Origin of the sequence: Shouchella oshimensis, from assembly GCF_004375095.1 — a bacterium.
GTDB classification, from domain to species: domain Bacteria; phylum Bacillota; class Bacilli; order Bacillales; family Bacillaceae_D; genus Shouchella; species Shouchella oshimensis.
In genome coordinates this window covers 469,563-493,740 of record NZ_SNUX01000001.1, presented here as the reverse complement: position 1 = coordinate 493,740, position 24,178 = coordinate 469,563, and the positions used below count along the sequence as shown (strand labels likewise).

General features: G+C 39.9%; 25 protein-coding genes. 17 read left to right on the top strand and 8 right to left on the bottom strand.

The window, feature by feature from the left end; translation table 11 throughout:
- Positions 1-119: 119 nt before the first annotated feature.
- A complete protein-coding gene (locus E2L03_RS02525; RefSeq protein WP_038481086.1) occupies positions 120-1,769 on the bottom strand; it encodes a glycine betaine uptake BCCT transporter in 1,650 nt (549 codons plus the stop codon).
- Between the two features lie 270 nt (positions 1,770-2,039).
- On the opposite strand from E2L03_RS02525, the gene E2L03_RS02520 reads away from it, so the two are divergent.
- Both E2L03_RS02520 and E2L03_RS02515 read left to right on the top strand, forming a co-directional pair.
- Complete coding sequence (locus E2L03_RS02520; protein ID WP_038481083.1) at positions 2,040-2,867, top strand: polysaccharide deacetylase family protein; 828 nt, start codon at positions 2,040-2,042, stop codon at positions 2,865-2,867.
- Between the two features lie 255 nt (positions 2,868-3,122).
- A complete protein-coding gene (locus E2L03_RS02515) occupies positions 3,123-3,260 on the top strand; it encodes a GapA-binding peptide SR1P (protein WP_124742257.1) in 138 nt (45 codons plus the stop codon).
- Positions 3,261-3,300: 40 nt separating this feature from the next.
- Here E2L03_RS02515 and E2L03_RS02510 read toward each other — a convergent pair whose 3' ends face one another.
- On the bottom strand, positions 3,301-4,773 hold the full coding sequence (locus tag E2L03_RS02510; RefSeq protein WP_038485807.1) for an aminotransferase class I/II-fold pyridoxal phosphate-dependent enzyme: 1,473 nt from the start codon (positions 4,771-4,773) through the stop codon (positions 3,301-3,303).
- Between the two features lie 118 nt (positions 4,774-4,891).
- On the opposite strand from E2L03_RS02510, the gene E2L03_RS02505 reads away from it, so the two are divergent.
- The gene (locus tag E2L03_RS02505; protein ID WP_038481079.1) at positions 4,892-5,149 is read left to right on the top strand and encodes a UPF0223 family protein; all 258 of its coding nucleotides are present in this window, start codon (positions 4,892-4,894) and stop codon (positions 5,147-5,149) included.
- Between the two features lie 376 nt (positions 5,150-5,525).
- On the opposite strand, the gene E2L03_RS02500 is transcribed toward E2L03_RS02505, so the two are convergent.
- Positions 5,526-6,152 (bottom strand): DUF1054 domain-containing protein, encoded by a 627-nt coding sequence (locus E2L03_RS02500; RefSeq protein WP_134258528.1) that lies wholly within the window; start codon positions 6,150-6,152, stop codon positions 5,526-5,528.
- 161 nt (positions 6,153-6,313) lie between these two features.
- Between E2L03_RS02500 and E2L03_RS02495 the strand changes: the two genes are divergently transcribed.
- The 3 genes from E2L03_RS02495 to E2L03_RS02485 all read left to right on the top strand — a co-directional run bounded on the left by E2L03_RS02495 (position 6,314) and on the right by E2L03_RS02485 (position 8,305).
- The gene (locus tag E2L03_RS02495; protein WP_055735805.1) at positions 6,314-6,502 is read left to right on the top strand and encodes a YkzI domain-containing protein; all 189 of its coding nucleotides are present in this window, start codon (positions 6,314-6,316) and stop codon (positions 6,500-6,502) included.
- A gap of 109 nt (positions 6,503-6,611) precedes the next feature.
- Positions 6,612-7,409, top strand: a complete 798-nt coding sequence (locus tag E2L03_RS02490) for an inositol monophosphatase family protein (RefSeq protein WP_134258527.1) — start codon at positions 6,612-6,614, stop codon at positions 7,407-7,409.
- Complete coding sequence (locus E2L03_RS02485; protein WP_038481067.1) at positions 7,406-8,305, top strand: NAD(P)-dependent oxidoreductase; 900 nt, start codon at positions 7,406-7,408, stop codon at positions 8,303-8,305. The genes E2L03_RS02490 and E2L03_RS02485 overlap by 4 nt, the downstream gene beginning before the upstream one ends.
- A gap of 20 nt (positions 8,306-8,325) precedes the next feature.
- Here E2L03_RS02485 and E2L03_RS02480 read toward each other — a convergent pair whose 3' ends face one another.
- On the bottom strand, positions 8,326-8,508 hold the full coding sequence (locus E2L03_RS02480) for a DUF5325 family protein (protein WP_038481064.1): 183 nt from the start codon (positions 8,506-8,508) through the stop codon (positions 8,326-8,328).
- A gap of 194 nt (positions 8,509-8,702) precedes the next feature.
- Between E2L03_RS02480 and typA the strand changes: the two genes are divergently transcribed.
- Together typA and E2L03_RS02470 are read left to right on the top strand one after the other, a co-directional pair.
- The gene (typA, locus tag E2L03_RS02475) at positions 8,703-10,541 is read left to right on the top strand and encodes a translational GTPase TypA (protein ID WP_038481061.1); all 1,839 of its coding nucleotides are present in this window, start codon (positions 8,703-8,705) and stop codon (positions 10,539-10,541) included.
- Between the two features lie 23 nt (positions 10,542-10,564).
- The gene (locus tag E2L03_RS02470) at positions 10,565-10,915 is read left to right on the top strand and encodes a YlaH-like family protein (protein ID WP_038481058.1); all 351 of its coding nucleotides are present in this window, start codon (positions 10,565-10,567) and stop codon (positions 10,913-10,915) included.
- Here E2L03_RS02470 and E2L03_RS02465 read toward each other — a convergent pair.
- Positions 10,912-11,115: a YlaI family protein gene (locus E2L03_RS02465; RefSeq protein WP_060703933.1), complete on the bottom strand. Its 204-nt coding sequence runs from the start codon at positions 11,113-11,115 to the stop codon at positions 10,912-10,914. The genes E2L03_RS02470 and E2L03_RS02465 overlap by 4 nt on opposite strands.
- 217 nt (positions 11,116-11,332) lie before the next feature.
- On the opposite strand from E2L03_RS02465, the gene E2L03_RS02460 reads away from it, so the two are divergent.
- Complete coding sequence (locus E2L03_RS02460; protein WP_038485804.1) at positions 11,333-12,652, top strand: PhoH family protein; 1,320 nt, start codon at positions 11,333-11,335, stop codon at positions 12,650-12,652.
- Here E2L03_RS02460 and E2L03_RS02455 read toward each other — a convergent pair.
- Positions 12,649-13,161 carry a hypothetical protein gene (locus tag E2L03_RS02455; protein WP_055735808.1) on the bottom strand — a complete coding sequence of 171 codons (513 nt, stop codon included), beginning with the start codon at positions 13,159-13,161 and terminating at the stop codon, positions 12,649-12,651. The genes E2L03_RS02460 and E2L03_RS02455 overlap by 4 nt on opposite strands.
- Positions 13,162-13,322: 161 nt before the next feature.
- Between E2L03_RS02455 and E2L03_RS02450 the strand changes: the two genes are divergently transcribed.
- Together E2L03_RS02450 and pyc are read left to right on the top strand one after the other, a co-directional pair.
- Positions 13,323-13,601: an Fpa/YlaN family protein gene (locus E2L03_RS02450; RefSeq protein WP_035398491.1), complete on the top strand. Its 279-nt coding sequence runs from the start codon at positions 13,323-13,325 to the stop codon at positions 13,599-13,601.
- Between the two features lie 119 nt (positions 13,602-13,720).
- The gene (gene pyc, locus E2L03_RS02445) at positions 13,721-17,167 is read left to right on the top strand and encodes a pyruvate carboxylase (protein ID WP_134258526.1); all 3,447 of its coding nucleotides are present in this window, start codon (positions 13,721-13,723) and stop codon (positions 17,165-17,167) included.
- Between the two features lie 37 nt (positions 17,168-17,204).
- On the opposite strand, the gene E2L03_RS02440 is transcribed toward pyc, so the two are convergent.
- Entirely contained in the window at positions 17,205-18,119 is a 915-nt protein-coding gene (locus tag E2L03_RS02440) for a COX15/CtaA family protein (RefSeq protein ID WP_309546695.1), read from the bottom strand.
- 363 nt (positions 18,120-18,482) lie between these two features.
- On the opposite strand from E2L03_RS02440, the gene coxB reads away from it, so the two are divergent.
- The 6 genes from coxB (at position 18,483) to E2L03_RS02410 (ending at position 23,709) form a co-directional block, all read left to right on the top strand.
- On the top strand, positions 18,483-19,517 hold the full coding sequence (gene coxB, locus E2L03_RS02435; protein WP_038481050.1) for a cytochrome c oxidase subunit II: 1,035 nt from the start codon (positions 18,483-18,485) through the stop codon (positions 19,515-19,517).
- A gap of 29 nt (positions 19,518-19,546) precedes the next feature.
- Positions 19,547-21,421: a cytochrome c oxidase subunit I gene (gene ctaD / locus E2L03_RS02430; protein WP_038481047.1), complete on the top strand. Its 1,875-nt coding sequence runs from the start codon at positions 19,547-19,549 to the stop codon at positions 21,419-21,421.
- A gap of 1 nt (position 21,422) precedes the next feature.
- Positions 21,423-22,046: a cytochrome c oxidase subunit 3 gene (locus E2L03_RS02425; protein ID WP_038481045.1), complete on the top strand. Its 624-nt coding sequence runs from the start codon at positions 21,423-21,425 to the stop codon at positions 22,044-22,046.
- A gap of 1 nt (position 22,047) precedes the next feature.
- The gene (locus E2L03_RS02420) at positions 22,048-22,395 is read left to right on the top strand and encodes a cytochrome C oxidase subunit IV family protein (RefSeq protein ID WP_038481042.1); all 348 of its coding nucleotides are present in this window, start codon (positions 22,048-22,050) and stop codon (positions 22,393-22,395) included.
- Positions 22,396-22,619: 224 nt separating this feature from the next.
- Entirely contained in the window at positions 22,620-23,165 is a 546-nt protein-coding gene (locus E2L03_RS02415; RefSeq protein ID WP_038481039.1) for a DUF420 domain-containing protein, read from the top strand.
- 64 nt (positions 23,166-23,229) lie between these two features.
- Entirely contained in the window at positions 23,230-23,709 is a 480-nt protein-coding gene (locus E2L03_RS02410; RefSeq protein WP_055735809.1) for a TcaA NTF2-like domain-containing protein, read from the top strand.
- Positions 23,710-23,763: 54 nt separating this feature from the next.
- On the opposite strand, the gene E2L03_RS02405 is transcribed toward E2L03_RS02410, so the two are convergent.
- Complete coding sequence (locus tag E2L03_RS02405; RefSeq protein ID WP_038481033.1) at positions 23,764-24,117, bottom strand: YugN family protein; 354 nt, start codon at positions 24,115-24,117, stop codon at positions 23,764-23,766.
- Positions 24,118-24,178: the final 61 nt, after the last annotated feature.

Genomic DNA, 24,178 nt, shown 5'->3' with positions numbered 1-24,178 from the left:
ATTAATCTTTTTACGGTTTTGTTAAGGAGGGGAGGCAAAGCTTACGTTCAACACATAAAAAAGCCGCCTTACAGATCAAGAAAGATCTTGTAAGACGACCACGATTCCAAATTCCAAAGTTAGTTTTTCTTTTTCTTGTTTGATTCCATCTCTTCATTGTTTTTTTGTAGACGACGACGTTCTTTTTTTAATAGCTGCTGTTCACGTTTAACTCGCTCACGATCATTACGAAGCGCAAGACGTTCTTGGCGTAATCGTTCTCGGTTCACGTTCAACGTTTCTTTTTCATTTCGTAGTTCCTTAAAGAGCGAAACAATCATGAGAATGATAATAATTGCAAATGGAAACGCCCCGATAATGGATGCTGTTTGTAAAGCATCTAAACCTTCTTCACTTGTTACGAGGAGTACGCCAGCTGTACCAGCAATAATAAGACCCCAAATTAATTTTACAGCATTTGGAGGATTTAAATTACCTCCTGTTGTTTGCATGCCTAGTACAACCGTTGCTGAGTCAGCAGATGTAATAAAGAAGGATGCAATCAATAAAACAGTAATTAACGCAACGAAGAAGGTGAGTGGAAATTGTTCAAGTAAAGCAAATAGAGCCATTTCCGTTCCGCCTGCGTCCATTTGTTCATAGAGACCGCCACCACGATTCTCAAAGTAGATGCTTGAGCCGCCGAATACGCTAAACCAAAATGCCCCAAACAGTGAAGGCAAGGCTATAACGCCAATAACGAATTCGCGAATGGTTCGTCCACGAGATACACGCGCAATAAACGCTCCAACAAATGGTGACCAAGAAATCCACCAAGCCCAGTAAAATAGCGTCCAGTCTTGTACCCAAGAAGAGTCTGGATCATAAACATCCATACTGAAGCTCATACCAAAGAAGTTTTGCACGTAGCTTCCAATACCTTGTGTAAATACGCCCATAATATAGCTAGTTGGTCCAAGTAGAAGTACAAAAGCCATCAATAGAATGGCAAGACGTACATTCAGATTACTTAAGATGCGAATCCCTTTATCAATACCGGTCATAGCTGAAATGGAGAAGAGAATGGTAACTATGACAATCACGACAATTTGAAACAAATTGTAGTTGATCGATTCTAAAGATGGGAATAAATAAATAAGACCAGCAGTAATTTGTGCAGCTCCAAACCCTAAAGATGTAGCTGTTCCAAAGATCGTTGCAAAAACGACAAATACGTCAATGGTTTTTCCGATTGGACCAGTAACGCGATGTCCAATTAAAGGACGAAAGGTTGAGCTAAAGAGTGCCGGTTCATCTTTTCGATATTGAAAGTAAGCAAGTGTTAACGCGACAACAGCATATATGGCCCAAGGATGAATTCCCCAGTGAAATATAGAATAGCGCATCGCTTCTGCTGCGGCTTGCTGTGTAGCTGGGTCGGCAGAGGCAGGTGTGAAATAATGAGATAATGGCTCTGCGGAACCCCAGAAGACAAGACCGATTCCCATACCAGCAGTAAATAAAAATGCGAACCAAGTTAAATATGTATATTCTGGTTTCTCATCAGGCTTCCCTAAGCGAATACTACCAAATGGGCTTACGATTAAATAAATACCGACAGCTACGTAGAAGGTTGCTGAAAGTAAGTAAAACCATCCTAGTTCGGTTGATATAAATCCTTGAATTCTTTCGGTTACATTTAGCATATTTTCTGGAAAAACAACACCCCAAAAAATGAATGCAAGTGCAACAATGACTGAAATATAAAATACGGACGTTGTTTGCTTCATAGTGATTGTCTACCTTTCCAAAGAAATTTCATTTTTAAGCAAGACAAAATCATAGCATACATTTTTTCAATGTGCCAGTCGCCTCGATTGTAACAACAATTATTAGTACCCTACCACAGCAAGTCATAAACGCCTTTTTAGTATAGGAGAAGAAAATTATTTTATGCATTTGACGATTTGATGAATATTGGTCTTTCCCCTTTTTATGCTGTCGAAATAAGGAAGAAAATGTTACGATGAGACAAGATATTGTTGAGAGGGGTCTATGAAATGAAGAAATGGCTTTTGATACCTGCTGTAAGTCTAATGGCACTTTCAGCTTGTGGTTCAAATGAGGAAGGCTCATCTGAAACTACCGATGCAGATGAACCTGAACAAACAGAAGATAACGAAACAGTTGATGACGTTCAGGAAGATGAAGAAGAAAACGAGGCTTTAGATGAGGAGCCTGAGAGAGAAGAAGTTGAAATTGATTATGAAATTAATCCAGCTATGTGGACGGTTGAACCGATTGAAGGAACCGAAGCAGACCCAGAAGTTGTTTTGTTAACAATTGATGATGCACCAGATAAACATGGAGTAGAAATGGCGGAAACGTTGAAAGAGTTAGATGCTCCCGCAATTTTCTTTGTAAATGGCCATTTTATTAATACAGATGAAAAAGCGGAGCAATTGGTACAAATTCATGAGATGGGCTTTGAAATTGGCAACCATACTATGTCCCACCCGAATCTAGGTGAGATTTCAGAAGAGCAGCAAAGAGAAGAAATCGTTGGCTTAAATGATCGGATAGAAGAAATCATTGGAGAACGACCAAGATTTTTCCGAGCGCCATTTGGGGTGAATACTGATTTTACAAAAGAGATCGTTGAAGAAGAAGGCATGACCTTAATGAACTGGACGTATGGGTATGATTGGGACAGTAACTATATGACGGCAGAATCGATTGCAGATATTATGGTAAATGCGCCAGAGCTAGGCAATGGGGGTAATCTATTAATGCATGACCGTGAGTGGACAAATGAAGGTCTTGAAGAGATAGTGAATGGCTTACGTGATAAAGGGTATGGACTTCTTAATCCAGCGCAATTGAAATAAACATAAAGACGATCACTACTTTTAAGTAGTGATCGTTTTTTGTTAAACGTCTAACGACAAGCTGCTTACCAAATGAAAAAGTATGCCTTGTTCAACACAATGCTTAAACGTTAACTGTATGCTATTAAAACTATAAATATGTTAACATTTTAAAATGATTATGTCACACTAATTACCCCTTGACGACTATAATAATACATACTATTATAGAAGTACAAAGACGTAAGCGATTACAATTCATGAGGAGGATGTATTGTGGGAACATTTATTTGTCAAGTTTGCAGTCAGGCACTAGGGCACTTTGAGGGAGAGAAAGTGAGCCGTCTTTATTCTGTATCGAACTGTACGCATTGTGAATCAAAATCCGCAAAACCTTCTTCGTCTCAAAAATAAACCAACAAAAAACAACGTAGCTCAAAGCTACGTTGTTTTTTTATTGGATAGCAGACTGCTCCTTAATGACCTTTAGAAAAGCAAGGGTTTGATCTTCTGGACCTTGTACAGGCAATCCTGCTTCCATATTTTCTTTTACGTACTCTAAGTTTTCTTGCGTAATTAATTCTCCTGGACTCAGTATAGGAATTCCAGGTGGATAAACCATAATAAATTCGGCAATAATGCGCCCAGCTGATTGATCAAATGAAACAAATTCCGTTTGTGAATAGAAGGCATCTCGTGGTGAAATGGCGAGCGTTGGAATATCTGGAACTTTTACAGACAACGAAATGGATTGTTTGTCTGTTTGTCGAAATGACGCAGCAAGTTCGGTCATAGCTGTTAGTAATAAATCAATTTTCGATTGATCATCGCCTAGGGTAATAATGCAGAGAATATTATATAAATCGGATAGTTCTACCTCAATACCGTAACGGTCTCTTAGCCATACTTCTGCTTCGTAACCACTAATTGAAAGTTCATTTAACGAAATGAACAGCTTAGTAGGGTCATGGGCGAATGTAGCGGAAGAGGTTAAACACTCTTCCCCAATGCAATGAAGTCCATTTATTTCATTTAATTGTTTACGAGCAGAATGAGCTAAAGCTATGACGCGCTTTAGTTCTTTTTCCCCTTCTGTTGCTAAATGCTTTCGAGCAGCATCGAGTGAGGCAAGCAAAATATACGATGTCGACGTGGTCGTTAACATGCTCATAATGGCAGTGGTATGATCGACAGAGACAAGTCCAGATTTAACATTTAAAACCGAACTTTGTGTCAAGGATCCCCCAAGTTTATGAACGCTCGTTGCTGCCATATCAGCGCCTGCTTCCATAGCACTAATGGGTAGTTCTTTAGAGAAATGAGTGTGAACCCCATGTGCTTCATCGACAAGAACAGGGATCGCTGCGGCATGGGCAATAGTGACAATCTCTTTTAAATCACATGCAAACCCATAGTAGGTTGGATTTATAACAAGAACGGCTTTAGCGTCCGGGTGAGCATCAATTGCCCGTTGAATGGATGTAGTCGTCACGCCATGAGCTATTCCATGAGCTCGATCAATTACTGGGTGAACGAATATTGGAAGCGCTCCAGAGAAAATAATGGCAGACATGATGGATTTATGAACGTTACGGGGAACAATAATTTTGTCACCTGGTTTACAAACGCTCATGATCATTGTCATAATTGCACCACTTGTGCCTTGGACAGAAAAAAAGGTATAATCTGCACCGAAAGCATGTGCAGCGAGCTGCTGAGCTTCATGGATAAAGCCATGTGGATGATGGAGATCATCTAGAGGTGCAATATTAATTAAATCAATTGACAATGCATTTTCCCCTATAAATTCTCGATAAGAAGGATCCATTCCGTGACCCTTTTTATGACCTGGAATGTGAAATGGCGTTGGATTTTTGCTTGCATATTGTTTAAGCCCTGTGAATAATGGCGTTTTTTGTTGGTTCAGTTCCATGAAACGAACACCTCATTTCTTATGCACGTATGCGTTTTTGATTTACGCAAACAAGAAGAGTATAGCAAATGAATGCAGATTTGCCTATTAAAAATTGAAAGGGTGAGAAAGAATGAATATTCCAATTCGTTATGAGTGGAGTCAAGAAGAGATTGTTGTAGTAGCGGAGTTTTTTGACCTTATTGCACAAACGCAAGAAAAGGGTGTTGACGCTAGTGTGCTTAAAAGTGCTTATCGAGCTTTCAAGCATGTTGTCCCATCAAAAGCAGAAGAGAAACAATTATTTAAAGATGTAGACGAGCAATTAAACTTGTCCTGCTACAAAGTAGTTAAGCAGGCAAATGAGCAAGAGGGCAAGATTCAAGCTTAAATGATTCCGCTAATTAGTGGACAACAACTTTTTAGAAAACAATATAGTGTGAATTAGCTTTGAAGAAAGAGGCTGGGACAAAAGTAGATAGACAGACCAAAATGACGAACATTCCTGAAAATAGGAACGTTCGTCGTTTGTTAAATAAGAACATGAGCGAAAGGAGAATCCGAAGACTCCTGAGGGATCAGCACGTGTCTGAAGACTCTGGAGTGGCGGTTTTCCAGGGAGGAGGCTGAGGCCGTGTCCCCGGAAAGCGAAGGATTCTCCTGTAGCGGTGCTACTCAGCATATTTTAGACTATTCGTCTTTTCAAATACTACTTTTCGTTATGTCCCAGCCTCTTTAATATGCTATCCTTTAAATGAACAAATACCTTATTGAAGAGCAGTGTACGATAGCTTGTACAGAGGAACGAGTGTTTGAACAGTGCGTTTTAATTCAGTCATAAGAGCTTCACCATCTTGAACAAGGGGGTCAGAAGCAGAGAAATGACGTCCCACGAGCCACTCTGCTTTTTTTACGTCTCGAAAGCGTTCAAGTGAAGCGGTAAGATCAAGGGTTTGAAATGGTTCAGCTTGTTTCTTTGTATGGTCAAGAGACACCATATATGAATCGGGAACAGTCTCTTTAATGTCGTGTTCGTTTTCAAGAAAGAGCTTTGCAATGTCCTGTTTACCTGGTAGTTCATAAATATAAGCCAGCCATACAAAGAGATGGTCGTCAAATAAACCAACTTGAAAATGAGGGTGTTTTTTGTAGCCACGTTTGTTTGCTGCAATAGCTAACCAAGTATCTTTTGGTGGATTTGTTGTCCGTCTTGCATGTTGAGCGATGTGCAGATGCATATCTTGATTAAGCAACGATTCTACATACAACCGAAGTTCTTCGCCGATAAGCTGAAATTTTGGCTGAATTGAAGAGCGAATAGCCTCCATACGTGGTTCTAGCCCTTCTATCGTAAATGTATTAAAATCTTCAGTAGAAAAACCAACTTTTGTCATGAGAAAAAGCTCCTTTTTTTTTCTTTACCGTAAGCTTAGCGAATTTTTTATGAAAGATCAATTGCCAGAGATTTAAGAAATGACTAGTCGATACCCCTGTTTTATGTTATAATATCTGAAAATTAAAAACATGTACCTTGAGTACAAAAGGAGAGTCGCAGATGAAACAAGTTCTTCCGTCCTTTCATTCATTTGAACCTGAAAATCGTTTGTCCGTCTTGCGCCTTGAAATTGATTATCAATTAATGACCTTATATGATGCACTAGTGGCGGAAGATAGTGACAGGATTACTCATAGTAAAGCATTGTTAAATGAATTTAGACAAGAATGGCTAAGTCTTCAAGAATAGTAAAGAAAAAGTACATTTTTGTACTTTTTCTTTTTTTGAAGGTACAGAACTTTGTATTCAAATTTGTTTGTGCGATAATAAAGAGGAATGAAGCATGTAGGAGGTCAAGATGCAACCAACGTGGAAAGAAATTGAACAGTACGCAAAAGAGTGGGTTATAGAAGCTGGAGAGTCCATTAAAGAAGCATTAGAAGGATCCTTTCAAATTAAGACAAAATCAAATCCTGATGATCTTGTAACCGATGTTGATAAATCGACAGAAGCATTTTTGTATAACCAAATTACAAGTACGTTTCCTGACCATCGTTTTCTTGGAGAAGAAGGGGTAAGCGAGGGTATTGAGGATTTAGAAGGAATCGTTTGGATTGTCGACCCCATTGACGGGACGATGAATTTCGTGCATCAGAAGCAGAATTTTGCCATTTCGATCGGTATATACGAAAACGGTGTAGGCAAGATTGGAATCGTTTACGATGTGATGAAAGGGGAGTTATTTCACGCAAATGATGAAGAGGGTTTGTTTGTAAATGAGAAGAAAGTGACGAAACAAACAGAGAGGCCGCTTCACGAAGCTATACTTGGCGTAAATTCAAATTGGCTACTTGAAGATCGACCCTATCAACCGGAATTAGTGCAGCTAGCACAAAAATGTCGTGGCACAAGATCCTACGGTTCGGCTGCTCTTGAAATGGCGTATGTTGCAGTTGATCGCATGGACGCTTATATAAGCTTTAATCTATCACCTTGGGATTATGCAGGTGGGGCGGTACTGTTAGAACAAGCTGGCTGTAAAGCGACTCGATTTACGAATGAAGATCTTTCATTTCTTGAGAAAGGTACGGTAATCGCTGCAAAGAAACAATTACATGAAATCGTCGTTCAGCAGTTGCAGGAGGGATCGCAATGAAGGTAGGGTTTATTGGACTTGGTACGATGGGGCTACCGATGGCTAGACACCTTGTTGAAGCAGGTTATGAAACGTATGTGGTTAGTCGAAGTAGAGGACCGATTGAAACAGCTCTTGCTTTTGGAGCGTTCGAAAAAGAAACGCCTAAAGCATTAATAGAAACCGTTGATGTTGTAATGACTTGTTTACCAACACCTGATTCAATAAAAGACGTTTACGATGGGGAAATGGGTCTGCTTGCTGGTGCTTCAAGAGGCAAAGTCATTATTGACCATTCAACTGTCAATCCTGCTACAAACGAGTGGTGCTATCAAGAAAGCGCTAAGAAGGGAACGGCCTTCGTCGATGCACCAATTAGTGGAGGACCAATGGGAGCCGAAGCTGGTACATTAACCATTATGTGTGGGTGCGATGAAGAAGTGTTTCCAGCGGTACAACAAGTTCTAACAGCGTTTGGTGAGTATATCATTCGGGTAGGTCAAGTCGGAAGTGGAACAACTGTAAAGCTATTAAACAATATGTTAATAGGTGTGCACCAGTCGGCATTAGCAGAATGTTATGTAATGGCTGAAAAAGCAGGAGTAGACCCTGCTATTGCGTATGACGTTATTAAGCGAAGTGCTGGGTTTTCAAAAAGTATGGATTGGGCCGTTGATGCCATTTTGGATCGGAACTTCGATGCCAGATTCTCCATTAATTTGTTAGATAAAGATATTAAACTAGCTTTAGGACTAGCTGAAGAGCTTAATATGCCCCTTGATGTTGTGAAAGTAGGAGCGGAAAAAGTCGCTCATGCAAAAGAAAAATACGGCCATCAGGATGTGAGTGCTATTATTCGTCCTTTGGAAGAAGCGACCAACAGTATTGTAAAAAGACGAACAAAGGAGAACCATTAATGGCTCTCCTTTTTTACATTTTAATTTTGGCTATTCACGTTTTTTTTTCTTAATCCAAATCCAAGTCCCATGGAGACAACGATTCCAACGATTGAGACAACAGCAATTAGAAGACTACGTTCCGCAACAGCGACGCCAATCCCCATAATACACAATACCGTTATAATGGATAGTGTTAGGAATATCACATTTTCTTTATTCAAAATCGTCTTACCCCCTCTATTCACTATTAAATAGTGTACCGCTTTCTCACTACGAGGGAAAGGGTTACGTGTGACAAAATGGGAAACATTTTTTCGTGGGAAGCTGTTTTTGAAATAAAATAGGAACTGAAACAACTTTATGCTATACTTAGACAGTTGAACATCTCTATGGAGGAAATAAAGGAGAGAATAGAATGAATGTACGTGAAGATATAAGAAATATTGCGATTATCGCTCACGTTGACCACGGAAAAACAACCTTGGTTGACGAATTGTTAAAACAATCTGGCACATTCCAGCAGCACGAAACTGTTCAAGAGCGCGCGATGGATTCAAATGCTTTGGAAAAAGAGCGAGGCATTACCATTTTAGCAAAGAATACCGCGATCAACTACGCGGATAAGCGCATAAATATTATGGATACGCCTGGTCACGCTGATTTTGGCGGTGAAGTTGAGCGTATTATGAAAATGGTTGACGGTGTATTGCTCGTCGTTGACGCGTATGAAGGCTGTATGCCTCAAACTCGCTTTGTTCTGAAAAAAGCGCTTGAGCAAAAGTTAACGCCTATTGTCGTTGTAAACAAAATTGACCGTCCGGCAGCGAGAGCAGCTGAGGTGGTAGATGAAGTGGTTGACTTATTTATTGATTTAGGTGCAGATGAAGATCAGCTTGATTTTCCGGTGGTGTACGCATCAGCCATTAATGGAACATCTTCTTTAACGCCTGATAAACAAGAGGATTCAATGAAAGACTTGTTTAATACGATTATCGAGTCAATTCCTGCGCCGGTTGATAATAGCGATGAGCCACTTCAATTCCAAATTACGTTACTAGACTACAACGACTATGTAGGTCGTATCGGAATTGGACGAATTTTTAGAGGAACAATGAAAGTCGGCGAACAAGTGGCGTTAATGAAACTTGATGGTTCGGTTAAACATTTCCGTGTAACCAAATTATTTGGTTTCCTCGGGTTAAAGCGAGTGGAAATTGAGGAAGCAAAAGCTGGCGATCTTATTGCTGTCTCTGGAATGGAAGAAATTAACGTTGGTGAAACGGTTTGTCCGATTGACCATCAAGATGCTCTTCCTACCCTTAGAATTGATGAACCAACATTGCAAATGACCTTCTTAGTCAATAACTCGCCTTTTGCAGGAAGAGAAGGTAAATTCGTGACGAGTCGTAAGCTAGAAGAGCGTCTTAAATCTGAATTAGAAACAGATGTAAGCTTGCGTGTTGAAGACACAGATTCACCAGATGTATGGGTGGTTTCTGGTCGTGGCGAACTTCACTTGTCCATTCTTATTGAAAATATGCGTCGTGAAGGGTACGAGCTTCAAGTGTCTAAACCAGAAGTTATCATTCGGGACATTGATGGGGTTCGAAGTGAGCCTGTTGAACGTGTCCAAATTGATGTACCGGAAGAGTACCAAGGTGCGGTGATGCAATCAATTGGTGAGCGTAAAGGTGAACTTGTTAACATGACAAACACTGGAACAGGACAAGTACGATTGGACTTCTTAGTTCCTGCTCGTGGGTTAATCGGTTATACAACGGAATTTTTAACACAAACACGCGGATATGGTATTATTAACCATTCCTTTGATTCGTATCAGCCAATGGTTGCTGGTCACGTTGGTGGTCGTCGTCAAGGTGTGCTTGTCTCAATGGAAACAGGGAAAGCAACTCAATACGGTATTATGGGTGTTGAAGATCGAGGAACGATTTTCCTTGACGCTGGTACAGAAATTTATGAAGGTATGATCGTCGGAGAGCATACCCGAGAAAATGATTTAACGGTTAATATTACAAAAATGAAGCAACAAACGAACGTTCGTTCAGCAACGAAAGATCAGACGGTTACAATGAAACGTCCAAGAATATTAACTCTTGAAGAAGCATTGGAATATTTAAATGACGATGAGTATTGTGAAATGACGCCTGAATCCATTCGCTTGCGGAAGAAAATTTTAAATAAATCAGAGCGTGAAAGAGAAGAAAAACGTCGTAAGCTAGCTTCGAAATCTTAAGATGAACGAAGGGGGGCAGGATTATGCGAAACGGTGAAGAGATGGTACCTGTTGAAAACCTATCTTGGCTTATGCAGGCTACCTATGAGCAACCGTGGATTGGCTTTGTCGCATTTATCGCTACGACGTTGCTCACAGTTCTTGTTTTTAATTTAGGGTTTGCGCGAAAACTACCTGTTCTTAAAATGATTGTCGTTTATGTCATGCTGATCATTGGAAGCTTTGGGTTATGGTTTTTGGAATTTGTCTTTGGGGCACCAATAATGGCGGTTTTAGCCATTTCAGCACTTGTGCTTGGTATTTATCGATTTCGTTTGTTTATGCACCGAAAAGAAAAAGCGAGATCAGAAGAAAATGGAGGGAGCGTTGGTTAAGGCCAATCGCTCTCTTCTTTTTGTGTATGTGGAACGGAGAAACTGCCGGTAGCTTTACGTTCATCTGTTCGTTTTGCAATCCGTTGTTGGCAGCTGCTACACATGTACGTATGAATTGGTCGGTTACGGAGTTTTTTGGCAATGACACTATAGTCATCAATATCTTCAATACAGTCGCATATTACGCATTGTACTTTCATTTTGTCGTCTTAAAGACAGACACCTCACTTTACCCATATGGTACATCTAGTGTATCGAATAATAGAGCAAAAAGAAACTCCTACAATAATCAATAATCCTTCGTCTAAGTTGTGCGCTTTTTTCATACGATTAAGTAGAGAGGAAGCTTGCTTCTACTGAAAGGCAAATATATAACGCACTTACTTAGGAGGCGTTTTTTTGACTAATGCCAAGAAAATGTATGTTCTTGATACGAATGTATTGTTACAAGACCCTTATTCGATCTATCAGTTTCAGCCTCATGAGGTTATTATTCCGGCAATTGTGCTAGAAGAAGTGGATTCAAAAAAGAAAAATATGGATGAGGTTGGTCGAAATGCACGAATGATTGCTCGTATAGTTGACCAATTAAGAGAAGGAGGTAAGCTTCATAAAGGAGTAAAGCTACACGAAGGAGGAACAGTTCGAGTTGAACTAAATCATCGTTCCTTCCAACATTTAAAGCATGTCTTTGCAGATATGACTAATGATAACCGTATTATTGCGGTTGCACTTAATTTACAAAATGAAGAAAAGGAAAAAGCGAACGGACGAGATGTCGTTCTTGTAAGCAAAGATGCTCTTGTACGGGTAAAAGCAGATTCGTTTGATTTGTTAACGGAAGATTTCCTAAATGATCGGGTGATCGAAAGTGACGAAGGATATAGCGGCTACAAGGATTGCTATACAAATCAAGCTGTGATTACGGCTTTTTATAAAGACGGTGAAATTGCAGTGGACAAATTAGAGGTAGAGCATCTTTATCCGAATCAATTTGTCATTTTAAAGGATTATTCACAAGCTTCTAGTTCCGCAATTGGTAAAGTCGATTTACTTGGTAAAAAAATTAAACCGTTAATTGGTGAGCATGAACACATATGGGGGATAAAGCCACGAAATGCACAGCAGAAAATGGCTTTCGAATTGTTGTTACGAAATGACTTGCCACTTGTCACATTAGTAGGAAAAGCGGGTACAGGCAAAACGTTACTATCACTAGCGGCTGGGCTCTTACAAACGGAAGATTTGCATCTTTATAAAAAGCTGGTTGTTGCAAGACCGATCGTGCCTCTAGGAAAAGACATTGGGTATTTACCCGGAGAAAAAGAAGAGAAGTTAAAACCATGGATGCAACCAATCTATGATAATCTAGAGTTTTTGTTTGATACGAAAAAGCCTGGAGAGCTTGATCGCATTCTTGCTGGCCTTGGCTCTATCCAAGTGGAAGCATTAACGTATATTAGAGGAAGAAGCATACCCGATCAATACATTATTATTGATGAAGCTCAAAATTTAACAAAGCATGAAGTGAAAACCATACTGACTCGTGTAGGAGAACGAAGCAAAGTTGTATTAATGGGAGATCCTCAACAAATCGATCATCCGTATCTTGATGAATATACAAATGGTTTAACATACGCAGTAGAGACGTTTAAAAATGAAGCGCTGAGCGGTCATATAAAGCTAGTAAAAGGTGAGCGCTCAGCACTTGCACAGCTTGCAGCCGATTTACTTTAAATGAATGATAGCTGCTTTACGCGTTTAATCGCTGTTTGACTAACGCCGTCAGCTACATAAAGGTGTACAGGTCCATCTTTATGTAGAGGCTTACCATTATCCGAGAATGCAGCAATTAAATAATCAGCTTTCTCTATTGGAAGTGTTACGTGTTGATTTTCCGTAGTTTCAACGACAATGGATTGTGCATCCTCATAAGGAGCGGCATTACGAATGAATGAACGTAAAGGCATTCCAAAAGAACCGTTTATTAATTCTTGACGATTATATTTAATGCGGTTCGAATCTCGATTTGGATTAGGTGGCTCTGACCCTTCAAGCATTTCCTTATCAAATTGTTGAGAGATCTTTTGAGTATAATGAATTAAATCATTTTCTTCTTCTAGCTGCAAATTTGATTCAAAGAATGTTGTTAAATCAATCTTTCGTTCATCAAAAATCCAAACGGTAGGATCGATAGTAAGTGGTTTCTTTACTTTACCAGAAATGAAAAACACAAATTCTTGCATGGAATCCCTCCAAAACTATGTACGATAGAGAAAAGTATACGCCTTCATTCGACATTTGTCACGATTGGAAACTTATCTCGTACAATGAAAATGATTGCATTTTCCGTCAAACACCTATACTATGGGAAGTAGGATATGAACTCAGACGAGGAGGGGATAATTTGACGTTACATGCTGTGACAAGCCAAAGTGAAAAAGCATATAGTTTACTTCAAGAGGATGCGGAAAAAATCCGTCAACTAATTGAGGTTCAGCTTGAAAACTTGACAATGCCGCAATGCCCCCTCTACGAAGAGGTTTTAGATACAAGAATGTTTGGTTTATCAAGGGAAATTGATTTTGCCATTCGACTTGGGCTTGTTGAAGAAGAAAAAGGGAAGGGAATTTTGAGTGAGTTAGAACGAAAACTAGCTTTACTTCATGATTCTTCTCTAAAGTAACATAAAACCGGGACGCAGATGCGCCCGGTTTTTCTGAAATCAAATTTGTGCATATTAGTTGCGAAATTTAGAGAAATCAGTCAAAGTAAAGAGAAAAAATGGAGAGAGGGAATAAGGAGATGAATGGATTACATACAATTAAGAAAGTTCTTGTAGCGAACCGTGGAGAGATTGCTATTCGTATTTTTCGAGCATGTTCAGAATTAAACATTCGCACGGTTGCCATTTATTCGAAAGAAGACACAGGAGCTTTTCATCGTTATAAAGCAGATGAAGCGTACTTAGTTGGTAAAGGAAAAAAGCCAATTGATGCATATTTAGATATTGAAGATATTATTGCGACCGCTAAAGCAAATGATGTTGATGCCATTCATCCAGGCTATGGCTTTTTGTCAGAGAATATTGAATTCGCCAGACGTTGTAAAGAAGAAGGTATTTTATTCGTGGGTCCAGAGCTGGAACACTTAGAGATGTTTGGTGACAAGATTCAAGCAAGAGAACAAGCTCTTAAAGCTGGCTTACCTGTTATTCCTGGTAGTGATGGACCGGTTAATGACTTAGATGAAGTGAAATCTTTTGCAGCAGACCATGGGTATCCGTTTATTATTAAAGCCTCTTTAGGCGGCGGTGGTCGAGGAATGCGAATTGTTCGCGCTGAAGAAGAATTAAAAGAAGCATATGATCGGGCAAAATCAGAAGCTAAATCGGCTTTCGGGAACGACGAAGTGTATGTAGAGAAGTTTGTCGAGCGTCCTAAACATATTGAAGTTCAAATCTTAGCGGACAAGTATGGCAATATTGTTCATTTACATGAAAGAGATTGCTCCGTACAGCGTCGGCATCAAAAAGTAGTGGAAATCGCACCGAGTGTGTCGTTAACGGATGAAGTACGAACGAATATTTGCCAAGCGGCAGTTGAGCTGATGGAAAACATCCAGTACGTGAACGCGGGAACGGTAGAATTCCTTGTGACGGACGATGGGGCGTTTTATTTCATTGAAGTAAATCCTCGTGTACAAGTTGAGCATACGATTACGGAAATGGTAACAGGAATCGATATTGTCCAATCTCAGCTAAAGATAACAGCAGGGTATAAATTACATGAAAAAGAGATCAATATCCCGGCACAAAAGGATATTCATTTATTCGGGTATGCAATTCAATCACGGGTAACAACAGAAGATCCAGCTAATGGGTTTATGCCAGATACAGGACGAATTAATGCGTATCGTTCTAGTGGTGGTTTTGGTGTACGTTTAGATGCAGGGAATGGCTTCCAAGGTGCAGTTATCAGTCCGCACTATGATTCCTTACTTGTAAAAGTGTCTACGTGGGCATTGACGTTTGAAGATGCTGCGTTAAAAATGGTACGTAATCTTCGTGAATTCCGTATCCGCGGCATTAAAACGAATATAGCCTTTTTAGAGAATGTTGTGACCCATAAGAAGTTTTTAAACGGGGAATACAATACAGGCTTTATCGACCAAACACCAGAATTATTTGTCTTTCCAAAGGTTAAAGACCGTGGAACGAAAATGCTGTCTTTTATTGGAGAAACAGTTGTGAACGGGTATCCAGGCTTACAAAAAGGAGAAAAGCCGCTGTTTGATGCGCCGGTCTTGCCTGCCTATAATCGTCTTGACGAAGTGAAGCCAGGAACCAAGCAGCTATTGGATGAAAAAGGACCTGAAGGATTGATTAAGTGGGTCAATGAACAGAAAGACGTTCTATTAACCGATACAACATTCCGAGATGCACATCAATCTTTACTGGCTACTCGTGTGCGAACGCATGACTTGAAGAAAGTAGCAGAGCCAACTGCTCATCTTTTACCTGATTTATTCTCACTTGAAATGTGGGGCGGTGCTACTTTTGATGTAGCAATGCGCTTCTTACATGAAAACCCTTGGGAGCGACTGCTCGTGTTAAGGGACAAAGCGCCAAACATCTTATTTCAAATGTTGCTTCGTGCTTCCAATGCAGTTGGATACACGAGCTACCCAGATAATGTAGTATATGATTTTGTTCAAAAATCAGCTGAAGCAGGAATTGACGTATTCCGTATCTTTGATAGCTTGAACTGGGTTGAAGCAATGAAACCAGCAATAGAAGCGGTTCGTGAAAGTGGGAAAGTAGCAGAAGTAGCAGTGTGCTACACAGGAGATATTTTAGACAAAAATAAAACTAAATACGATTTACCTTACTATAAAAAGATGGCGAAAGAACTCGAAGCATCAGGTGCTCATATCTTGGCGATTAAAGATATGGCAGGGTTGTTAAAACCCGAAGCGGCGTACCAGCTTGTTAGTGAGTTAAAAGCGACCATTGATATTCCAATTCATCTCCATATGCATGATACAAGCGGTAACGGTGTATTCTCATATGCCCGTGCAGTAGAAGCAGGTGTGGACATTGTTGACGTTGCTGTTAGTTCAATGGCAGGTTTAACATCTCAACCAAGTGCAAACAGCCTTTATTATGCCCTTGCTGGAACGGATCGTCAGCCGAAAATGAATATTGAGACATATGAGAAGCTGGATCAATTTTGGTATGATACACGTAAGTTTTATAGAGGGTTTGAAAGCGGTATGAATGCACCACATACAGAGGTGTATGAACATGAAATGCCTGGTGGTCAATACAGTAATTTACAGCAGCAAGCAAAAGCGGTAGGATTGTATGAGAAATGGAATGAAGTGAAGAAAATGTACCGCACAGTAAACGACATGTTCGGTGACATTGTGAAAGTAACACCTTCTTCTAAAGTTGTAGGGGACATGGCTCTTTATATGGTACAAAATGAGCTGACAGAAGAAGATCTTTATGAAAAAGGGGCAAGCTTAGATTTTCCTGATTCAGTAGTCGAGTTCTTCCAAGGCCAGCTTGGTAAACCATATCAAGGCTTCCCAGAGGAACTTCAACGAATTATACTAAAAGGTAAAACCCCGATTGAAGGACGTCCTGGTGCAGCACTTGCGCCTGTTGATTTTAAAGAAGTAGGCGAGCAGCTGTTTAAAGAGCTTGATCGTCAAGTGACCAGTCATGACGTTCTATCATATTTGCTGTATCCAAAAGTATTCAAAGAGTATGAAGAGTTTAGTGAACGGTTTGGGGATGTGTCTGTGCTTGATACGCCAACCTTCTTCTACGGGTTACACCTCGGAGAAGAAGTGGAGATTGAAATTGAACAAGGAAAAACGTTAATCGTAAAATTAATCTCTATTTCTGACCCACAGCGAGATGGCACAAGAATTGTTTACTTTGAGTTAAATGGTCAACCTCGTGAAGTCAACATTCTGGATTTAGACATTAAGTCAGATGCGGTATTGCGACCTAAGGCTGAGAAAAACAATGTAAATCATATTGGTGCATCAATGCCTGGCACCGTTGTGAAAGCACTCGTTTCTGAAGGGGATGAAGTGAAAAAAGGCGATCATCTTATGATTACCGAAGCAATGAAAATGGAAACAACCGTTCAAGCTGCTAAAAATGGAGTAGTAACAAAGGTTCATGCTAGAGATGGTGAAGCCATTTCTACTGGCGATCTTTTAATTGAAATCGAATAATCCTATTAAGCAAAAAAGCCGCCTAAGGGCGGCTTTTTTAGCTCTGCTTATGTCGGTTGACAAGCATGACCATGTAACAAAGTACAGTAAAGAGAAGGGAAATTAAAAGCGCATGGAAAATGCCAATCGTCAGTGTTGAATTTTGGGTAAAGACAACAGCAATCCCGGAAGCGGCTTGTCCAGCAACGAGAATAATCGTGAGTACCGAACAGAAAACTAGGACGGATTGTTTTTTATAAGCTTTCAATGTCCAAACAAATAAGATAAGAAGTAAAGTGACAAGGATCATTGCGGCAGCTCGGTGTAACAGTTGCACAGCAATTGCATCGTGGAAGACACTGGGAATCAGCTCTCCATTACAAAGTGGAAAACCAGAACAAGCAAGGGTTGCATCTCGGTGCTTGACGTAGGCCCCAGTATAAATGGCAAGATACGAATAAATCGTTGTACCAATAACGAACCATTTGTATGACTTAGAAACAATTGGTACATAATGTCTTTTAGGGTTGCTGTCTTCAAATGCAAGTCTTGTTAATAAGACGACAGATGCAAAAGAGAGAGCTGAAAACCCAAAGTGCAGTGCCATAATGAGGTCAGATTGACCGAATACAACAGCGCCTGCTCCAAGTAAACCTTGAAAAATAATCATAAAAACAGAAATAATTGCTAGAAATTTCGTTTCCGATAAATGCTTTAGTGTCCGCCATGACCAAATAGCCATGATAATAACGAGCATCCCTACAATTCCTGCAATTAGGCGATGAGAGAATTCAATAACCGTTTCTGGTGGTGGATCAAGTGGTATAACTTGACCAAAACAAAGCGGCCACGTTTGACCACATCCCTCGCCAGAGCCCGTATTTGTTACAACTGCTCCTTGGATGAGAACAAGGAGAACACCTAGTGAGGTGAATACGCCAAATCTTTTTAGTCCTTTATGCAATCGTTTCACCATTCCTTCTATAAACTTGTTAAAAAGTATGATAAAGTTAGTATTGGGTCTTATAATGTACTTTCTCCATGATAAGAAAACGTACAGGGTAAAGTCAATTTTTCAGCTGCGAACAATTTTTGAAGATTGTAAATGTGAAAATCATGTGAACAAAAGGAATTTGATGAAACCGCCCACATTTTCGGTTATAATCGAATATGTGGGAGAATGTAAGAATATGTGTGATGACTTATCCTCATATTCCGTCAAGCTTAAGAAGGGTTGTATCCGTTTTCGAGTTTCATAGACGGACTAGCCATTTTATCATTCACGCCGCTGTTTGAAAAGACCAAGACAACTACATAGAAAGAGAGGGAATCGAACATGTTAAAAAACCTACTGTGGCGCTTAACACCTGCAGCTCTAGTGCTTGTTTTTTTATCAGGCTGTCTTGGTGAAGAGAACTTGACTGCGCTTGATCCAAAGGGAGAAGCGGCACAATGGATCTATGACAACATGATCTTGTCATTAGTGATTATGACACTTGTATCAGTGATCGTGTTTGCCATATTCTTCATTATCGTCGTGAAGTTCCGCCGCAAAGAAGGCGATGATGAACTACCGAAGCAAGTTCACGGAAATACAGCAATGGAAATTACATGGACTGTTATTCCTGTACTATTGCTCATTATTTTATTTATTCCAACCGTAACAGGAACGTTTGAATTCCATGTTGATGCTGATCCAGCTGAACACGAAGATGCAGTATACATAAACGTGACTGGTCACCAGTACTGGTGGCAGTTTGATTACGAGGAAGGCTTTACAGCAGGCCAAGAAGTATATATTCCTGTTGGAGAGCGTGTTGTATTTGAGCTTAATGCAGAAGATGTTATCCATTCTTTTTGGGTGCCTGCGCTAGGCGGCAAAATTGACAACATCCCTGGTGTGTCAAATGCTTTATGGCTACAAGCAGAAGAACCAGGTGTCTATTTAGGGAAATGTGCAGAATTATGTGGACCTTCCCACGCGCTTATGGATTTCAAAGTTATTGCCCTTGAGCGTGATGAGTACGACCAATGGGTAGACGATATGCTTGCCGTTGAAGCTGAAGAAACAGCTGCAAACGCTGAAGCGGGTTATGAAGTATTCCAAGAAAATGCATGTATTAATTGTCATGCAATCGGTGGAGAAGGTATGGCAACGGGTCCAACCTTAACAAACTTTGGCGATCGTCAAAAATTTGCAGGCGTGTACGACATCGATAACGATGAAGAACTTGCGAATTGGATTCGAAACCCTGAAGAGTTAAAACAAGGTAACAACATGCCACCACATGACATTAGTGATGATGACATGGAAGATTTAATTGCGTACTTACGTTCATTACAAGTGCGTCCAACAGATTCGGATTATTAAAAGGAAGATTGGGTAAAGGAGGGTCTTGATTGGCTAGTTATAAAAAAGAAAAAGGCGTCATTTGGGACTGGCTAACAACGGTTGACCATAAAAAGCTCGGCATCATGTACTTGATTGCCGGGACGCTTTTCTTCTTAAAAGCCGGTTTGATGGCTGTTTTTATGCGAATTCAGCTTATCATGCCTGAGAATAGCTTTTTAACCGGGCAAACGTTTAACGAATTTATTACAATGCACGGAACGATAATGTTGTTCCTCGCAGCCACCCCGCTCTTATTTGCATTTATGAACTTTGTGATTCCGCTTCAAATCGGTGCTCGAGATGTTGCGTTTCCATTCGTCAATGCATTAGGGTTTTGGATATTCTTATCAGGTGGTTTATTACTATCAACAAGCTGGTTTTTTGGTGGAGGCCCAGATGCAGGATGGACTGCTTATGTTCCTTTATCGTTAAATGAAGAACAGCTTGGTCTTGATTTTTATGTACTTGGTTTACAGGTTTCTGGTATTGGTACATTAATTTCAGCTATTAACTTCTTAGTGACAATCATTAATATGCGTGCGCCAGGAATGACGATGATGCGCTTACCTCTTTTTGTGTGGACATCATTTGTGACTTCAACACTTATTCTCTTTGCATTTACGCCACTTGCGGCAGGACTTGCGCTTCTTATGTTAGAGCGGATTTTCGATGCCCAGTTCTTTAACCCGGCAGCAGGAGGAAACGTGGTCATTTGGCAACATATTTTCTGGATTTTTGGTCACCCAGAAGTATATATTCTTGTTTTACCTGCATTTGGAATTATATCAGAGGTTATTCCAGCATTCTCAAGAAAGCGTTTGTTCGGATATACTGCAATGGTCTTTGCCACAATGATTATTGCCTTTCTTGGATTCATGGTATGGGCTCACCATATGTTTACAGTAGGAATTGGCCCAGTAGCCAACTCTATCTTTGCGATTGCGACAATGACGATTGCTGTACCAACAGGTATTAAGATCTTTAACTGGCTTTTTACAATGTGGGGCGGAAAAATTACGTTTAATACGGCAATGTTATTTGCTTCTTCGTTTGTTCCAACGTTCGTTCTTGGAGGAGTAACAGGGGTTATGCTAGCAATGGCACCCGTAGATTACTTGTACCATGATACGTACTTTGTTGTAGCGCATTTCCACTACATTATTGTCGGCGGAATTGTGTTAGCACTGTTTGCTGGATTATTTTACTGGTATCCGAAGATGTTTAACCATAAGTTAAATGAAAAATTAGGAATCGTGTTCTTTATTCTTTTCACGATTGGCTTCCATTTAACATTCTTTGTTCAACATTTCCTTGGCTTAATGGGAATGCCTCGCCGAGTTTATACCTATTTAGGCGGTCAAGGTCTTGATGAATTCAACATGATTAGTACAATTGGAACATTCTTTATGTCTGCTGCAGTCATTGTACTTGTTATTAACATCGTTTACTCAGCGATTAAAGGTGAGCGCGTTATTGGGATCAATGATCCATGGGATGCACGTACGTTGGAATGGGCAACACCAACACCTGTTCCAGAATATAACTTTGCTCAAACGCCACAAATCCGTTCACTTGATCCATTGTTTTACGAGAAAGTACACGGAGATGGCACAATGAAACCGGCTGAACCAGTTGATGACATTCATATGCCGAATGGTTCTATTCTACCTGTTATCATTTCAATTGGTTTATATTTCCTAGGCTTTGGTTTAATTATGCTAGAGATGTCTGAGCCGATTGTGAGTCCATGGATTGTTGTTGCTCTTGGTGGCTTGTTAACATTCGGTGGCATGGCAATGCGTTCATTGAAAGATGATCATGGCTATCATATTCCAAAGAGCGTAGTTAAAGCTGATCTTAAAAAGCTAGGAGGTGGCAAATAATATGGCTGGTGCAGTCGATACAACAAAAGGCTTACCGTCTCATCCGGAGCGAGCTACCCTTGAAGGGAAAAATAAATTTTTAGGCTTTTGGTTCTTTCTTGGTGGAGAAACCATCATGTTTGCCACTTTTTTTGGAACGTATTTAGGATTACGAAACGGTGTTGGAAGCGGTCCAGCTTCTGATGAACTCTTTACATTACCACTTGTTTTTATTATGACAATGATTCTTTTAACAAGTTCGATGACCAGTGTCATGGCAATGTTTGCGATGAAGAAAAACCAATTTAAGAAAATGATGACGTGGATGATTATCACAGTCCTTCTTGGTTTAGTATTCTTAGGTTTAGAGATTTATGAGTTCCAGCACTATGTCCATGATTATGAATTTGGCTTTACTACAAGTGCTTTCTCATCTGCTTTCTACACACTTGTTGGTCTTCACGGGGCTCACGTATTATTTGGTCTTTGCTGGATCACTTTGCTTATTATCCGCAATTGGGGCAAAGGGATTACGTTGACAAATGCGCCTAAATTTTATGTGGCAAGTCTTTACTGGCACTTTATTGACGTCGTGTGGGTATTCATCTTTACGGTCGTTTACTTAATGGGAGCAGGAGGTTATTAATATGGCTGATGACCACTTAAGCAAACCGTTTGAAAAGAGTTCACTTACGGAAGCTGAAAAACGTGAGATGAAGCGAGATATTAAGAAACAATTTGTTGTGTTTATCTTACTTTTATTTTTAACAGTTCTCGCGTTTGTTGCTGTAGGTGCTGACTTAGTACCAAATAATTTTGCGGTGCCGTTCATTTTAATTCTTGCGATCGTTCAATTGCTTTTACAGCTACTGTTTTTTATGCATATGAAAGATAAAGATCATGCTTGGGCAACTGTCTTTATGATCACTGGTATATTTGTTACAATGCCGACCATTGTTGCGTTAATGTTGCTAATTGGTGTTGTAAAATACTAGAGAGTAAAAAGGATGCACGGTTAAAGGAAAGCGGGTATGGAGGTTACGCCATACTCGTTTTTCTTTTTGCGCCTGAAAACGTATCTTTAAATGTGACAGTTTGACAAGAAGATTTGTCTATGTTTAATGTTCACTAGATTGTAAATACTAGGGTTAGTGTAGGATGGGTTTCTTATGTAGTATACTACTAGTAGAAACAGATGAACGTTTAAGGAGTGACAAGGATGGACAACGGTTTTAATAAACCAATAAAAAAACGAAATTACAAGCCTGCTATTATTATTATTTCTGTCGTGCTTATTGGTGCGATTGGCATTCTAGCAGGATTACCGGGTGTAGAGGGATTTGATGCTTTTGATGTCACCATTCTTCCGCTTATGAATGCCATTTTTAATACATTTACGTTTCTTTTTTTAGTAGGTGCATTGATTGCCATTATAAAAGGAAAGGTACGCATCCATAAACGGTTTATCTATGCAGCATTTGTGACTACTACTTTCTTTCTCTTTACCTATGTAGCGCACCACTTTTTAGCAGAATCAACGGCGTTTGGTGCTGATGGCTTCATTAAGTATTTTTATTATTTCATTTTAATTACACATATTGTGTTAGCAGCTGTCATTGTGCCGCTTGCATTGACAAGTGTTGCAAGAGCATGGAATGGCGAAAATGCGCGCCATAAAAAGATTGCACGATGGACAATGCCAATTTGGCTTTACGTAAGCTTTACAGGTGTATTAGTTTACATCTTGATTTCACCTTACTATTAAAGGTTCCTCTTTTTTTAGGATTTTTGTATACTAATGAAGGACAGGCGAACAGGAAGGGTTTGTTGTGCGGACACTTATTCGAACGCTTCCAATGTTCCTTCTATTTATTGTATTAGCGGCATGTGGATACAATGAACCGGAACAGTTGGAAGAAGTTACCGATGAAGAAGTGATTGAAAAGCTATCCACTTTTGTGCATGATTATAAAGCGGAGATGCTGCTTGCCATTAACGAAAATCAAACAGAGCGTCTAGAAAATGATTTTTTGATACCGAATACATCTTTCTATCATGCACTTCATCGATTAAAGGATGATTTACAAAAAAGCAATGCACAAAAGGAGCTCATTTCGCTAGATGTTCACGATGTATGGTATGACCCAGAAGAAGGCGATTACTTTGTCGAAGCACATGAGCATGTACGTGTGGTGACTGGAGATGCGGTGGAAGATATAGAGCGGGAGGTTCGCTTTCATACAGTTGAAGGTTCAGACGGTACATACCGACTTTACACCATTATTAACGTAAATGAAGAAAGATATTAAAACGAAGGAAGTCGATTCTATTAATAAAAGAGCCGTCACAATGGACAGCTCTTTTTATAGTTCGTTTTCAATTCGTTGCGCTAATAGTTCTAGCTTTTTCTTCGATTTCTCTACAATTGCATCTGGGTATGTTTCCCCTTCGTATTCAACACCATGTGGATAATAATGCTTTCCTAGAATAGGAGTCATAATTTGAACGATAGTGGATTGAGCAGGAATATCGCCTTTTACGGCATAAACGGGAACTCGCAAGTAAAATGTGCCTTCGTGATGCACCATTTTGTAGTCAAACATAGCGCGCTCGTAATCCCATTGATCGGCGTGGACGAAGCCAACTGATTCTGCTGAGTCATGTACAAGTGTAAATTTAATTTGATGATTTTCTAGTCCTGTTTCGGTGAATTTCAAAAGTATTCCTCCTTAACTGCTGTTTCACACTTCTTAATCATAGTATGAAACGCTTTCTTAT